14 protein-coding genes are annotated in these 14,934 nt (G+C 39.6%); 6 read left to right on the top strand and 8 right to left on the bottom strand.

Annotated elements, in window-relative coordinates; translation table 11 throughout:
* Positions 1 to 33: 33 nt before the first annotated feature.
* From ACULLG_RS03985 to ACULLG_RS03950, 8 genes are all read right to left on the bottom strand, one after another.
* The gene (locus ACULLG_RS03985) at positions 34 to 387 is read right to left on the bottom strand and encodes a YciI family protein (protein WP_452125470.1); all 354 of its coding nucleotides are present in this window, start codon (positions 385 to 387) and stop codon (positions 34 to 36) included.
* A gap of 179 nt (positions 388 to 566) precedes the next feature.
* Positions 567 to 1,640 (bottom strand): PA0069 family radical SAM protein, encoded by a 1,074-nt coding sequence (locus tag ACULLG_RS03980; RefSeq protein WP_452125469.1) that lies wholly within the window; start codon positions 1,638 to 1,640, stop codon positions 567 to 569.
* Between the two features lie 55 nt (positions 1,641 to 1,695).
* On the bottom strand, positions 1,696 to 2,148 hold the full coding sequence (locus tag ACULLG_RS03975) for an META domain-containing protein (RefSeq protein ID WP_452125468.1): 453 nt from the start codon (positions 2,146 to 2,148) through the stop codon (positions 1,696 to 1,698).
* Between the two features lie 53 nt (positions 2,149 to 2,201).
* Entirely contained in the window at positions 2,202 to 3,758 is a 1,557-nt protein-coding gene (locus ACULLG_RS03970; RefSeq protein ID WP_452125467.1) for a hypothetical protein, read from the bottom strand.
* Between the two features lie 24 nt (positions 3,759 to 3,782).
* Positions 3,783 to 4,565 carry an enoyl-CoA hydratase/isomerase family protein gene (locus ACULLG_RS03965; RefSeq protein ID WP_452125466.1) on the bottom strand — a complete coding sequence of 261 codons (783 nt, stop codon included), beginning with the start codon at positions 4,563 to 4,565 and terminating at the stop codon, positions 3,783 to 3,785.
* Between the two features lie 15 nt (positions 4,566 to 4,580).
* Complete coding sequence (locus ACULLG_RS03960; RefSeq protein ID WP_452126528.1) at positions 4,581 to 5,987, bottom strand: ATP-binding protein; 1,407 nt, start codon at positions 5,985 to 5,987, stop codon at positions 4,581 to 4,583.
* Between the two features lie 184 nt (positions 5,988 to 6,171).
* On the bottom strand, positions 6,172 to 6,720 hold the full coding sequence (locus tag ACULLG_RS03955) for a CopD family protein (protein WP_452125465.1): 549 nt from the start codon (positions 6,718 to 6,720) through the stop codon (positions 6,172 to 6,174).
* 77 nt (positions 6,721 to 6,797) lie between these two features.
* Positions 6,798 to 9,932: a VPS10 domain-containing protein gene (locus tag ACULLG_RS03950; RefSeq protein ID WP_452125464.1), complete on the bottom strand. Its 3,135-nt coding sequence runs from the start codon at positions 9,930 to 9,932 to the stop codon at positions 6,798 to 6,800.
* Between the two features lie 221 nt (positions 9,933 to 10,153).
* On the opposite strand from ACULLG_RS03950, the gene ACULLG_RS03945 reads away from it, so the two are divergent.
* The 6 genes from ACULLG_RS03945 (at position 10,154) to ACULLG_RS03920 (ending at position 14,894) form a co-directional block, all read left to right on the top strand.
* Complete coding sequence (locus ACULLG_RS03945) at positions 10,154 to 11,287, top strand: SPFH domain-containing protein (protein WP_452125463.1); 1,134 nt, start codon at positions 10,154 to 10,156, stop codon at positions 11,285 to 11,287.
* 71 nt (positions 11,288 to 11,358) lie between these two features.
* Positions 11,359 to 12,450, top strand: coding sequence for a DNA helicase PriA (locus ACULLG_RS03940; RefSeq protein ID WP_452125462.1), 1,092 nt, complete (start codon positions 11,359 to 11,361; stop codon positions 12,448 to 12,450).
* A 21-nt stretch (positions 12,451 to 12,471) separates the two neighbouring features.
* The gene (locus ACULLG_RS03935) at positions 12,472 to 12,972 is read left to right on the top strand and encodes a hypothetical protein (RefSeq protein WP_452125461.1); all 501 of its coding nucleotides are present in this window, start codon (positions 12,472 to 12,474) and stop codon (positions 12,970 to 12,972) included.
* A gap of 163 nt (positions 12,973 to 13,135) precedes the next feature.
* Entirely contained in the window at positions 13,136 to 13,342 is a 207-nt protein-coding gene (locus ACULLG_RS03930; protein ID WP_452125460.1) for a hypothetical protein, read from the top strand.
* Positions 13,343 to 13,359: 17 nt separating this feature from the next.
* Complete coding sequence (locus tag ACULLG_RS03925; RefSeq protein WP_452125459.1) at positions 13,360 to 14,001, top strand: hypothetical protein; 642 nt, start codon at positions 13,360 to 13,362, stop codon at positions 13,999 to 14,001.
* A 131-nt stretch (positions 14,002 to 14,132) separates the two neighbouring features.
* On the top strand, positions 14,133 to 14,894 hold the full coding sequence (locus ACULLG_RS03920; RefSeq protein ID WP_452125458.1) for a LytR/AlgR family response regulator transcription factor: 762 nt from the start codon (positions 14,133 to 14,135) through the stop codon (positions 14,892 to 14,894).
* Positions 14,895 to 14,934 lie beyond the last annotated feature (40 nt).

Below are 14,934 nucleotides of genomic sequence, written 5' to 3'. Positions count from 1 at the left end.
TTTGCATCAGGCTTTGTTGCTTCAAATTGTTATTTAATGTCCATCCATGGAAAGAATTTCCCTTACTTCAACAAAACTTCCATCATAATCAAAAATGGGACATCCTTTGGAAAGTTCCACGGCTTCTTCAATGTCCTTGGCGGAAACAATTAAATAACCTCCAACAACTTCGGCTCCTTCTGCGTATGGGCCATTGGTAACCAGTTCTCCTCGATTACGCACTACTTTTCCATCCTCGCCCAAGGGGAGACCATCCAAAAGTTGGCCTTTTTCTTTTAGACCTCCCATCCACTCCCCCCACACCTGCATATGGGCTTGTTTTTCTTCTTGTGATAATTTTGCATAGGCTTCATCACCTCCTCTAAATAAATACAAAAAATTGCTCATTGTTTCTCATTTTATGTCCATCATTGGTGGACCGGTTTTACTTTGTTCTGTTTTATTGACGAAAAACAAAGTTGGGATTGGACAATCCCTATAAATTTATTTAAAAAACCAATGTCATTTCGAGCGAATGCAAGAAATCTAGATTTCTCAATCGCTCTGCCCATTTCTAAATGGCATGTCTAGAACAATTTCATTTGCCCATCTTTGTATTGCTCATGAAGATCATAGTTCAATTTTGGGAAACTTCGGTTTTTGAAGTATTTCTTTTTTGCCAATCGGGCCATATCATGTATTTGCCTTGCAACATGCCCTTCCCCTTTATTTCGTAATCCGAAACGACTGTCATTGATTGAACCCCCATGGCAATCCTGAATTAAATGCAGCACCTTTTCTGCTCTGTCCGGCATGGCCTTCTTTATCCAATCTGTAAAAATTTGGCCAATTGCTCCATTTAAACGAACCACAGTTATTGCAAATGAACTCGCTCCATGATCCGCAGCAGCTTCAGCCAATTTCAACAATTCATGACTGTTTATTCCAGGAATGATCGGAGCCAGCATGGCATTCACGGGAATTTTATTTTCTGAAAGTATACGTATGGTTTTCAATCGCTTTTGGATTGAGGCTGTTCTGGGTTCCAATTTTCTTCTTGTCTTTTCTGAAAGTGAGGTTATGGAAATGTTCACTCCAACCAGTTTATGCGTAGTTAACTCAGTTAAAATATCCAAATCCCTAAGCACCAATGCGTTTTTTGTTATTATACCAACCGGATGTCTATATTTTAAGAATACCTCCAGGCACTTTCTTGTAATCTTGAACTTTTGTTCGGCAGGTTGATAGCAATCCGTGTTTCCCGACAGTACAATCGTATGCGCTTTCCAGTTTTTGTGCTTTATCTTTTTTTCCAATAGTTCTGGAGCGGATTTTTTTATCAGGATTTTCCGTTCAAAATCCAATCCGGCGCTGTAGCCCCAATATTCATGTGCATTTCTGGCGTAGCAGTAAATACATCCATGTTCACAGCCTTGATAGGGGTTCATGGAGTACATCATACCAACATCGGGACTGTCGACCTTATTGACAATGGTTTTTGGAAAAATAGGGATGTATTCAGTTTTGTTGTTCTCCGGTTCCTCTCCCTCCAATCGGCAGAACTCCAAAAACTCGTCACGCATTTCATAAACGTGCTGAAGAAATCGGTTGGGGGTGTTTTTTTGGGCACCTCTCCCTTTACGAATGTTTTCGGAATTCATTTATTGGATTTATTCCAAAAATATGGAATAACTCCAATAATAGATGTTAAGATTATTACTTTTGAAGTGTTAAAAATTTGAACTCTTGGTATTCAAGATTTAGGATGTTCTCTCCTGTGAAGACGGATCCAAACTCTGAAAACCCGGTACCGGAATTTCGGCTTTCATTAAAGGATTCATAAAAAGCTTGACCAAAGACGGTTTCGGCAACCTCAGTTGTTTCCAATTCCTCTATTACAAGAGCATCTGAAGTTGCAGAAAAACGCCCTCCAAAGGTATTTGCCGATGTAGTTCCACTAAAGCTACCATCATTTCTAAACGTAATGGAAATAATTTCGCCCGTATTGGGACCTAACGTGGGACCGGAAGGGCTTGAATTATGAATGGCCGAAATTTGCCAAACCCCTAGAACTCTTTGCTCGGTAACGGTAGAGGCATCTGTGCTACAACCTAAAACCAAAGCTAAAACTATGTAGGACAGGCCGGATGTTAGAAGACGTGACTTCATGAAAATGGTATTTATCTTTAGAGACAGAAACCATCTATTCGTTGCTTTTGTTTCTAAAGAAATGAAACTTTTACCAATTGTTTTTTACTTCCTCGTTTGGCATAAAAAAGCATATTGTTGTCTTCAGAAATTTTGAGTGGTTTGGAAACCATTAATGGTAGACGTGCTTCCTGGTTGTCAATAATTTTTTCGTAGTCCATAACCCCATTTTCATCCAAGGAAATCATAAAAACATTCCTATTTCGACTCAAGCCTTGTTTGAATATTAGCCGTTCATTGTTTATCAATTGTGGGTTTTCCGCTGCTGTGCATATAAAGAAATACGTTTTCCCATTCTTGCAATACGAACTGTACGAAGCATAGGCACCATCACCTTGTGTTACTTCGGCTTTGTTTATGTTTCTGGCCCAATCCAAATTTCCGTTGGCATCCAGCTTGGCACTTACAATATCGTTATGATGGTAGCGATCTATCTTAACCCTTTGGCCGGCTCCAGTTACCTGAATACTGTTGGTAACAAAGTATTCTTCGGCATTAAAAAAGATGTCTTGCGAGGGGGTTACTTCAACACCTTTAAAAACCAAGTTTTTAATGACTTTTTCTTCATCCCGTCCGAACTTGTCTTCCATGAATTGCTGCGAAAATGGGTTGTACTTTTTGGAATTGATTTCCAAGGAAACCGGGTTCATGTTAAAATAGGCTATGCCATTGTATCTATTATCCTTTCTATCGGCATAAAAACCTGCACAGACCAGTCTGTTTTTAAATATTATTGGATAAAGCGCCTCCGGATACTTACCTGGGTCAACAAATGATTGTGTTTGGCTTCCACTTGGCGAAACCTTTATCAATTCATATTGAAATTTACGTTCATCAACACGAAAACGTTTCTTTTTAAAATAAGCCTTCCCAACAATGTAGGCTGTTTGTACATCCGAACTGATGGCCAGGTTTTCAAAAGCGTAGTTCTTCTCTTCAATTTCATGGGAAAAATCATGCTCAAATTTCTTGTTCAAGGCCGTATCGTACAAATGGATGATGTGCTTGTTCTGTTTTCCTTTTTTATGGTGTGTACTGATTACAAAACCTGTTTTCGCCTCGTTGAAAAGTATGGTTGTGGAAAACCCGCTTGAAAAGTTTCGATTGTAGTAGTTTTTGCCAACTGGATTTCTGACTTCTTCTGATGCAATGGTCAACAACTTCTTTTGTCTGAAGTTGAAAGCAATAATTGGACTGCTATGTACCCAATATTCGTATTGACCGCGTTCATAGTTGTAATTCAAGAATAAAAGGTTCAGCTGACCATTTTTAAAGAATCCATCAACGAAATTTAATCCCTTTAGTTTGTAATTGTATTCGGAAACCAGTTCCAAATTACTATTGTAGCGCTCAATTAAATATCCTTTCGGCTTAAGGATAATTCCTTGAAAATAGGCCCGAACCAGAATATAGCCACCTGAATCATCATCAGAAATGGTCAATAGGTTCGAATAACGGTATCTATCACTGTATTTTTCGCCAAAGTCGTAGGAGACCGGCATTTTTTCTTGGGCACATATTAACCCTCCTGCCAAAATCAAGCAAAGTAGAATAAATTGCTTTTTCATCATAGTCTGGTTTGGTTAGACCAACAGCTATGACCCAGGAAATTCCGCTTTTCGCTTTTCTAAGAAGGCTGAAGTTCCTTCTTTGAAATCTTCGGTACCGAAGCAATTGCCAAAAGCATCAATTTCTGAAGCATAACCATTTACATCATACTTAAAACCAGCATTTACAGCATTTATTGCATATTTTATGGCAACTGAGGAGTTATTCGATATCCTGCTCGCAATTTTAAGAGAAAGTGGTAATAATTCGGCTTGTGGCACCACATAATTGACCAATCCACACTCCAAAGCTTTGTTGGCATCCATCATCCCCGCCGTCATAATCATTTCCATAGCCCGACCTTTACCTATAAGCTGAGGTAAACGTTGTGTGCCTCCATAACCGGGAATTACACCAAGAGAAACCTCGGGAAGACCCATTTTGGCATTATCACTGGCAATTCTAAAATGGCTGGACATTGCTAATTCCAATCCACCTCCTAGGGCAAAGCCATTTATTGCGGCAATAACAGGGGTTGTCAAATTTTCAACGAAATCAAAGAGTGTTTGTTGACCATCGGCAGCCAACTGTCTTCCTTCTTCGACCGAAAAATGCGCAAATTCTGAAATATCGGCCCCAGCAACAAACGCCTTCTCTCCACTTCCGGTGATGATAATAACTTTGGTTTCAGCATCCTCATCCAATTCTTTGAATGCGTTATGCAACTCCGAAATGGTTCTTTTGTTAAGTGCGTTCAGTTTTTTAGGTCTATTGATAGTAATGGCAGCAATGTTCTTTTCTTCTTCGATGTAGATATTCTCGTAATTCATGTGTTCAATTCTATATTATTCCTTTGGAAACTTAACGGTAAACACGGTCCCTTTGCCCTCTTGCGAAGTAAAATCAATGGTACCCTTATAATTTTCAACGATATTTTTGACCATCCCTAAACCGAGACCCATTCCACTGGACTTGGTGGTAAACTTGGGTTCAAATACTTTCTCCATAAAATCATCGGCTATTCCAACACCGTTGTCAGCAACCGAAATTTTTACCTCATCTTGCTCAGATGCCACTGTTACCAGAATTCGGGGAGATTCCACCTCGGGCACAGCTTGAATTGCATTTTTTACCAGATTGGTCACTACCCTTATCAATTGTGTGCGGTCCAGTTTTGCAATAATTTCCTTTTCATCTGAAATGAAATGGATATAATCCTCAGTAAAAATTTCCAAGGCCAACTTCACAATCTTAACCACATTGAGGGTTTCTTTTTGCTGCGCCGGCATATCGGCAAAATTAGAGAATGCTGAAGCAATGTTGCTCATCGTATCTATCTGCTGAATCAAGGTTTTTGAAAATTCCTTGACCTTGCTCTCCGCTTTGGGGTCTTCAGGGTTAAATTTTCGCTCAAAACTTTGAACGGTCAATCGTAAAGGTGTTAATGGATTTTTGATTTCATGAGCCACCTGTTTGGCCATTTCCCTCCAGGCTTGCTCCCGTTCACTTCGGGCTAATTTTACAGCACTTTCTTCCAGTTCATCAATCATTCCATTATAAGAATCAACTAATTTTCCAATTTCTTGCCCGGGATTTTCTATATAAATTTTCTCGTTCCGCTTAGTTAAGTCCGTTTGGTATATTTTATCGGAAATGGTTTGCAACGAACGGGTTATATATTTTGAAATGAAGTAGGCAAGTACTATTGCGGACAAAAGCATTAACAAATAAACACCTCCCAACCGGAATAAAAATTCACGAAGCTCCATATTGCTAAAGGAATTGTCTTCAAAATATGGAAGATTCACAATACCTATCGGTTTAAATTGCAGGTCGTTGATATACGAGTATGAAGCTTGGTAGTTGTCTCCTGCCGCCGTTTTCTTCTCCACATAGCGTTTATTTGTGGTTATTTTAAGGTTATTCAAAACTTCGGCATCCAAACAATTGGAAATGGAATCCGCCTCGAAAGCAGGTCTTGAGCTCTTAATCAATCCTCCCTCCAGATCATAAATATTGAAGGGGACATTTTGAACATCGGCTATCTTATAGATCTCATCCTTAAAAATGAGTTCCAGATTTTCAGTAGTAACTGGATAAGTCGTCTCTTTTAAAGCATATGAAATACTTTGAAGAATCTGTTCTTCTTTTCGCTCCAATCTGTTTTCGTGATAATCCTTGCTTTGTTCTCGATATTGGTATATGGTCACCCCGGCAATTAAAATGGAGGCAATAACCACCAAAAGTATCATGGAGATGAAAATGCGCGAGCGAAGTGATAGTTTTTTAAACAATCTCTAAATGGATTTGGAAATAAAGTTAGCAATTATCGAACCAAAAAAGGGCAATGCCCAAAAATCCAAATTTAAAATATCAAATTCCAAAACCAATCAATTCAACACATTGGATTTTAGAGCTTGGTTTTTGAGATTTGGCTCACGCATTCGGATTTTTGTCACGAACACGTTTGTACAATCGAATGCCCAAAATCAATAGCATTGCAAGAACAAAGATTCCAACAACACCATAGATCCAGTTAAAGGCGTTTTTTAGAATCACCAAAAACACAACAGCAAAGAGAATCAATGTGGCCACTTCATTCCAAATTCGCATAAATCGGGAGGTGTATTTCACCTCATCCCGTTGTAGTTGTTTAAAAATCTGATGGCATTTTAAATGATAAATAAAAAGAAGTACAACAAATCCCAACTTAACATGCATCCAGGATTGTTGCAACCAACCCGGCATTAACACCAACAACCAAATGGCGAATACAGTACACAAAATGGCCGAAGGCCAAGTGATAATATACCACAATCGCTTTGTCATCAACTTTAATTGTTCCGATAGAATTTCCTTGTCGGGTGAAGGTTTTTGCCAAGCTTCAATATGATAAATAAACAAGCGTGGAATGTAGAATAACCCAGCAAACCAGGTAACCACGAAAATGAGATGCAGGGATTTGATGTAATTGTAAATTTCCATCCTTTTGGTTGAAAGGTTAAAGGTAAAGGGTTTGATTCATATATGGAATAACCGTACTCCCTTTACCTTTTACCCAGCTACTCTTCAACAAATAAATAATCCAATTTCAAATTGTTGAACTCGTTATTAAACGCCTGTAATTCTTCACTTGCCAGCTTATCAAAAACATCCAACTGGGATTTAATTTTTGCTGAAAGTTCATTTTTAACCGCTATATCCTGCTCTGTAGGTGGAAAATCATCGATAGACACCAAACTATTCAAGTGCCCAAGTTTGTTGGTTAATCGAATTGGGAAGTTCAAAGGATCTTGGTTGCTTCGGTTTTTGGTTTGGTACAATGCCTTCTCAACACTTTCAAAGCCTTCCTTCATCTTTTTGGCTTTTTCCACCAAATCTTTAGTCTGCTCATTGTCTTTGTACTGTTTTGTAAAAGCATCCAATTGTGCATTGATTTTTCTGATTTTCTTAATGGATTGATGTGCCCTATCAATGGTTTCGTTGATATCTGAAATAAAATCGTACTGCTTTTGCATATCGGCAACCGAAACCTCTGCCCTTGGGTCTGGAAGGATTTTGAATTCTTGGGATTGATTTGAACCATTGACATTTAAATGAACCTTATAATTACTTGGTACAGCCTTGGCTCCACTTAAATTTGCCCACCAAAGAATCATTCCTTTTAATTTTTCGGCACCTTTTCCACGGGTATCCCAAACATGGGTGTTGCCCCCCTTTTTCACCTCAAGCTTTTTATCTTTTTTTGAACTAAAATTACTATAGTTAGCCAAGGTATCCCCATTCATTTTTGTGTACGTAAGACTAATGCTATCCTTCTCAGATACATCTTTCATATAGAAATGCGTAACCACACCATTTGGATGGTTCTGCCCTTCGGTTTTTGAAGGTTCCTTGGCTGCCCCTCCCTTGGTCCTATAGCTATCTTTGGGTTGATAAAGGATTGCACTAGCAGTTTTTTGGGAAGCATCTTGTTGGTGAAGCACTGTAAGATCATCAATGACCCACACACTACGTCCTTGAGTAGCAACAACCAGATTATCATCTTTTATAACCAAATCGGTAATGGGTACAATGGGAAGATTCAATTGGAATTTTTGCCAGTCTCTGCCATCATTAAAGGAAATATACATTCCCGTTTCAGTTCCCGCGTACAGCAGTCCTCTTCGTTTTGGGTCTTCACGAAGTACTCGCGTAAAATGTTCATTATGTATTCCGTTCGTAATTTTGGCCCAGGTCTTTCCATAATCCGTGGTTTTGTAAAGATAAGGTTGAAAATCTCCCAACTTATATCGGGTAGCTGCTACATAGCAAGTGCCCTCATCAAAAGACGAAGGTTCAATACTATTGATCATATTCCATTCGGGCATATTGGGAGGAGTAACATTTTCCCAACTGGCTCCACCATCCTTTGTGACATGAATCAATCCATCATCGCTTCCCACCCAAAGCAAACCTTCTTTTATTGGACTTTCATTAGCGGCAAAAATGGTACAGTAATATTCCACACTGGTATTGTCCTGTGTGATAGGGCCTCCACTCGAAACCAACTTTGTTGGGTCGTTCCGGGTTAAATCTCCACTCAACACTTCCCAACTTTGACCTTCATTAGTACTCAAATGCACATGGTTGGAGAAAGTGTATAGTTTCTTTGAATCGTGCTTGCTAAAGATGATGGGGAAGTTCCACTGGAAACGATATTTCATAGCTTCCGCTCCATGCCCCATTGGATTATCCGGCCAAACATTAATGCCTCTAACGGTTTTATTTTTATGGTTGACCCGAGTTAAAAATCCATCGTAACTACCTCCGTAAACTATGTCATTATTGGTAGGATCAATAGCAATATGTGCCGACTCACCCCCCGCAGTCGGTTCCCAATCATCTTCGCCAATAGATCCATCATCACTTCGGTGATTGATTCGTATGGTGGAATTATCCTGCTGAGCCACATAAATGCGATATGGGAATGCATTATCCGTGGTCACTCGATAAAATTGAGCGGTCGGTTGATTGTAATAAGTACTCCACGTTTCACCTCCGTCGTAAGAAACCTGAGCCCCTCCGTCATCACCAATGATCATTCGTTTTGAGTTTTCTGGTGAAATCCATAAATCATGATGGTCGCCATGTGGTGCATTAAAGGTGTTAAAGGTTTTTCCGCCATCTGTGGATTTATGATAGCGGACATTCAATACATAGACCACATCCTCGTCTTCAGTATCGGCATATACTCGAGTATAATACCAAGCCCGTTGCCGTAATTTACGTTCACTATTTACCTGGATCCACTTTTTGCCGCCATCATCGGAACGATATAAACCGCCCTTTTCCTTGTTTTCAACAATAGCCCATACCCTCTCACTATTTTTAGGAGAAACGGTCACGCCAATAATCCCCAAAGTGTCTTTTGGAAAGCCTTCGTTTTTTGAAATCTCTGTCCAAGTTTCACCACTATCGGTACTTTTCCATAGTGCAGACCCGTCACCTCCGCTACTTAAACTGTAAGGTGTTCTTTTTGCTCTCCAAGTAGAAGCATATAAAATTCTTGAGTTATTGGGGTCGAAAGTTAAATCGACAGCACCTGATTGATCATTTACAAAAAGTACTTGCTTCCAGTTTTTACCTCCATCAATGCTCTTATAGATTCCACGCTCTTTGGTTGGTTTGTATATGTTGCCCAATACCGCAGCATAAACTGTATTATAATCGGTTGGGTGAATTCTGATTCTGGGTACGTGCCTACTATTTTTTAATCCAGCGAATGACCAGGTCTTTCCAGCATTCTCTGTTTTCCAAATGCCATATCCACTTGACACATTTCCACGAAGTGTTTTTTCTCCTCCACCCACATAAATTACATTGGGGTCGCTTTTCGCCACCTCAACTGCGCCTATGCTTCCGCCAAAATAACCATCGGATATATTTTCCCAGGTGCGACCACCATTAGTGGTTTTCCACACACCTCCTCCAGTGGCTCCAAAATAAAAAAGATTGGGCTCTCCTGGTACTCCGGTTACCGCTGCAGAACGCCCTCCGCGGAACGGTCCCACCAAACGATATTCCAAACTGGAGTAAAGTTCCTCAGGATATTCAGGGACAGTTTGATTTTTCTGTTTTCTTTGGGACTGGACAGGAATAACTAACAGGCAAAGTGCGGCCAATAGCACTCCCTTTTTGGAAAGCAGTTGTTTCATTTTTTTGATGTTGAATTAGTCGGTCTTAAATGTAGGGAAAAAGTAGATACTCTTTGGAGGAATTAACACGACATTCCTATTAGATTTTTAATACTAATTCGAATTCTGACTGCTCAAGAATGGCATCATTTGTAACAATGTGGATAATTTTATACTAATCCATTGGAGGAAGTAATCATCCAATTTCTTACTTTAGAAACATTAACAGAAAACACTTTACCATGGATATTTTTAGCAAGATCAAAGAAAAACTCACGCACGAGTTTATTGATATAATTGAGTGGCTCGATTTCACAGATGATACTATTGCCCATAGATTTGAGCGCTACCAAAACGAAATTAAGAACGGAGCCAAACTTATTGTTCGTGAAGGGCAGACCGCAGTATTTGTCAACGAAGGACAATTAGCCGATGTCTTTACTCCAGGCACTTATGATCTCACCACCAAAAACCTTCCTATTTTGGCAACTCTTAAGGGTTGGAAATACGGATTCAATTCTCCATTCAAAGCTGAAGTCTATTTTGTAAACACACATTTGTTTACGGATGAGAAATGGGGGACCAAGAGTCCCATCACTTTAAGTGATGAGCGTTTTGGCTTGGTAGAAATTAGGGCATTCGGAACCTATGCTTTTAAAATTTCAGATGCTGGAAAGTTCATTGTTGACATTGTTGGCACGGATAACAATTTCACAAATTTTGAAATCAATGAACATTTAAAAAGCTTGATTGCCACCCGATTTACAGATACTGTGGGTGAGGCCAATCTTCCCATCGAATTGTATGCCGCCAATACCTCGGAACTTTCAGATACTTGTAGAGAGGTCATGGCTCCGGAATTTGAATCTGTGGGAATCTCATTGGAAAAATTCTATATTGAAAATGTTTCCATGCCCGAAGACCTTAAAAAAGAAATCTTCGAGTACAGTCGTATTGACAAATTGGATCTGGACAAGTTGACCAAGTTCAAAACTGCCAAAGCCATTGAAGCAGCCGCTAAAAATGAAGGAGGAACGGCCGGAGCTGGAATGGGAATGGGAATGGGCTTTGTTTTGGCTCAACAAATGGGCGGAATGATGAGCCCACAGATGAGTGGAAACCCCCAAATGCAACAAGCAGGAGCCCCAGTACCCCCGCCTATGCCAGCCGCTGTTCAATATTTTTATGCGGTGAACGGCGCCCAACAAGGTCCGGTTTCCTTTGAACAATTACAAGCCTTGTTTGCAGGTCGAACCATAAATCGGGATAGTCTGGTCTGGAAGCAGGGTATGGCCAACTGGACAGCTTTAAAAGATGTAGAAGAACTAAAATCCTTCTTGGGAGGGAATACCCCACCACCACTGCCAAATCCATAATTTAATTTTGTCATTCCTGTGGAAGCAGGAATCCATAATAATACGATTCCCGTCTTCACGGGAATGACATCATGAACGAAACAGTAAAAAAAACAGAGCTTAAAAAGTCCTGTGTCAATTGCGGTGCGGAGCTCAAATATAAACCTGGGACCACCAACATCAGTTGCGAGTATTGCGGACATGAAGAGTCCATCAAAATTGATGAAAATGGGTTCGAGGAATTGGAGCTGTACCCCTATTTACAGGAAATGGGCGCCCAAAAGCACAGTGAAGAAATTTCCATGCTCCATTGCAAAAACTGTGGTGCCAATCAGCATGTAGAAGAAAACTACAAATCGCTGCATTGTGTGTACTGTAGTATGCCTCTTGTGATTGAAGATGCCTATAAAGAAGATTGGATTTTACCAGGTGCAGTGCTCCCTTTTCAAATTGAAAAGAAAAAATCTTTCCTCATTTTTCAGAAATGGGTCGATCGTTTATGGTGGGCTCCAAACAAACTAAAAAAGGCAGCTTTGGACCCTCAATTTACTAAAGGCCTGTATTTACCCTTCTGGACTTTTGATGCACAACTTTCCGCTTCCTATACCGGGCAACGAGGTGAATATTATTACGAAACCCGAAGGGTTAAAAATGCCCAAGGTAAAACCGTGACCCAACAGGTTAGAAAAACACGTTGGTATCCAGCATCGGGTCAAGTTTCTGGTTTTGTTGACGATACTTTGATTAAAGCTTCACAGCAGCGTTCAGGGAGAATTCCAAGTAAGATAGCGCATTGGAATTTAAAAAAATTACAGCCTTTCGATAGCAGTTTTTTATCTGGTTTTGTCACCGAAAAATATACCATCCCACTAAAGGAGGGCCATTTACATTCCAAAGACGTTGCCCGAAATATTGCCGAACGATGGTGCAGGCAAGACATCGGTGGCGATACCCAAAGGGTATCTCATATGGACATGAAACTTTCCGAAGAGACTTTTAAGCACATTTTGCTTCCTGTATATGTCAGCGCTTATAGATACAAAGGCAAAGAGTACAATTTTTACATCAATGGGGAAAATGGACAAATCTCTGGTACCCGACCATATAGCTTTTGGAAAATCTTTTTGGCCATTATTTTCGGGCTGTTGTTGATTTTACTTTTCGTATATTTTGGAAAAGCATAATCATCAACAAAAAGCAACATCATGAAAAAACTTATTCTAATGGCTTGGGCACTTGCCCTTTGCTCCTGTATGCAAAATCAAAAATCCACCAACGAATGGCTAATTGCCCTCAAAACAGATAAAAATGGTGCCGTTCTTTCTGGAAGCAAACAAAATCTTATAAATGCGATTCGTAATGGTCAGGATGTGAAAGTTGGATGGGGCGGCAAAAACGAAAAACTTTCCATAGAGCATCTTTCCACTCCTATATGGCTGGCCATTTTGAGTGAACAGGAAGTGATGGCACATTTGGACCCCCAAGTTCTTTCCCGTGTCGATTGGAACAATTTAAATGCTGATTATGAAGACCCAAACATATTACAACAAGAGTGGCGTGTGGTATTGACTACAAAAGGTGATTTCGACGCCGTTTGGTATGATAGAAAAGCCGACACTCTGATAAAAAGGCGACCTCAAAAGCACAAAATGACATGGTTTGTGAAAGGGGAACCCCATGAAAATGTAGAACCACTCTTTAACTAAATCAGTTCATTCCCGTTTTCCATCGAGAATTCAATCCATTAATTGATAATAAAGGCGGTTTTCTACATTTTCAATACTCTTACCTCTGACATAAAAGTGACCAAACATCCTATTATGTGTCTTAATGCGTATATTAATTATATTAACCATTAAATCACATAATATGCTGACTAAGAAACTAATGGCCTTTATCTTTATGATTGGTCTTGTTATTGTGGCCTGCAAGGACACCAAAAAGGAGCAAGAAGAACTGAACCAAAAACTGGAACAAATCGAAGCTGTAGAAACTGCAGTTGATTCAACACTTAATGTTGTAAACGAAAAGGCAGAACAAGTAGAAGAACTAATTAAAGAATTGGACAGTATTTAATCCCAAAAACTAGAAAAATGAAAAACATAGTAAAATCTGTATTGTTTTTAGTTGCAATGTTTGGTCTTGTTGTATCTGGAAATGCACAAGGCAAATCCCAAGAAAAAGGAAAGAACAAGGCTAAGACCGAAAAGGTGAAAAAAGCCAAACAAGAGGTTGAAGATGATGTAGAAGACGCCCAAGAAGATGCAAAAGAAAAGGGTGATAAAATGAAGGAGAAAGCTGAAAAAACAAAAGAAAAGCGTCAAAAAGATGTCGAGGAGATGGGGGAAGAAGTTGAAGAGGCAAAAGAAAAATCCGAAAAAGTAAACAAGGGAAATGCTTACGGAAAAAATAAAGGTGATATGTCCGGTAAAGAATTTGGACAATTTCGCGCTTCTCAAGCAAAGGAAAAGTTAATGACCTCTGAAAACATGCTCAATGAAGATGAAGAAATTCTTAAAAGAGGGCGAAAGTCATTGGACGACGCCAAAAAAAGAGTTGAAGAAGCAAAAGAAAAAGGAGAAGAGCCTGAGATAATTGCCCAGAAAGAAGAAAAACTCAAAACGGTAGAGCAAAAACTGGACGAATTGGAAGTCTCCATTAAAAAAGGAAGGGAAAAGCTAAAAGAAAAAACCGAGCAACTTAAAAAGGTTGTTGAGCCTGAGGTGCAACAATAAATAGCTTTGTCAAATAAATACTGGAAACCGTCTTCCCATAATTTGGGAAGGCGGTTTTTTCTATTCAATACATTCTTTAACTAAATCTTAAAGTTTTGGTTGTCAACCGTTAGAATCCTTACTTTTAGCCTATGGCAAAACAAGTCTCCCTTATTTCCATTTTTGTGCTGTTGAATATGGGCATTGGACGCATGTTCCAGGAAAGTTTAGGCGCCACTTGCTTTTCCGAGCTGTCCATTCTTGCCATTACCAGCTTTTTCTTCTGGAACTTCTCGGCAAAACAAATCAAGACCTGGGCTGCAAGATGTGCGGTAGATGCCACGAGAAAGAATATGCTCTTGCAAGGTGGAATAGGAATTTCCGCCTCCGCCTTGAACATTATTATCGGACAGGTTTTAGTGGTGTTTCTAATGACCACCATATACAATTGCACCTCTCCCAGTTTCAATATGCTCAATGCCAGCCTTACCAATAATATAGCAGTGAATTTGCTCTGCTATTTTTCGCTGCTCTTTTACTTTGTCGGCATTAAAAGAGATAAGTCTGTTCCACAGCAAGACAATATGCCCGAGCTAAAAAATAGGGTTGCCGTTTCAAAAAGAGGGGCGCAATTTCTTTTGGAGCCTCATGAAATTGTTTATGTAGAGACCAGTAATAACTGCATTGTACTACATACCCAAAAAGGCAAGTTTGTAAAATACCAGAGCCTTCGCTCGTTTTCCCAAACGCTTTGCCCAAACACTTTTAAGCGCATTCATCGCTCGTATTTGGTGAACTCTGAATTTATAGATCAAATACAGAAAAACAACAGTGGAGATGGTAAGCTTCGCTTAAAGACCGGAGATGATTTAAAGTTCAGCAGAACCTATCTTCAAGAGTTGGCCCACATTTAGAGTCCGCAACTTACCCTTTTTTTCCCGCAGCTTACACAGC

This window comes from Flagellimonas sp. 2504JD1-5, from assembly GCF_053618295.1.
This window is presented reverse-complemented; position numbering and strand designations above follow the sequence as displayed.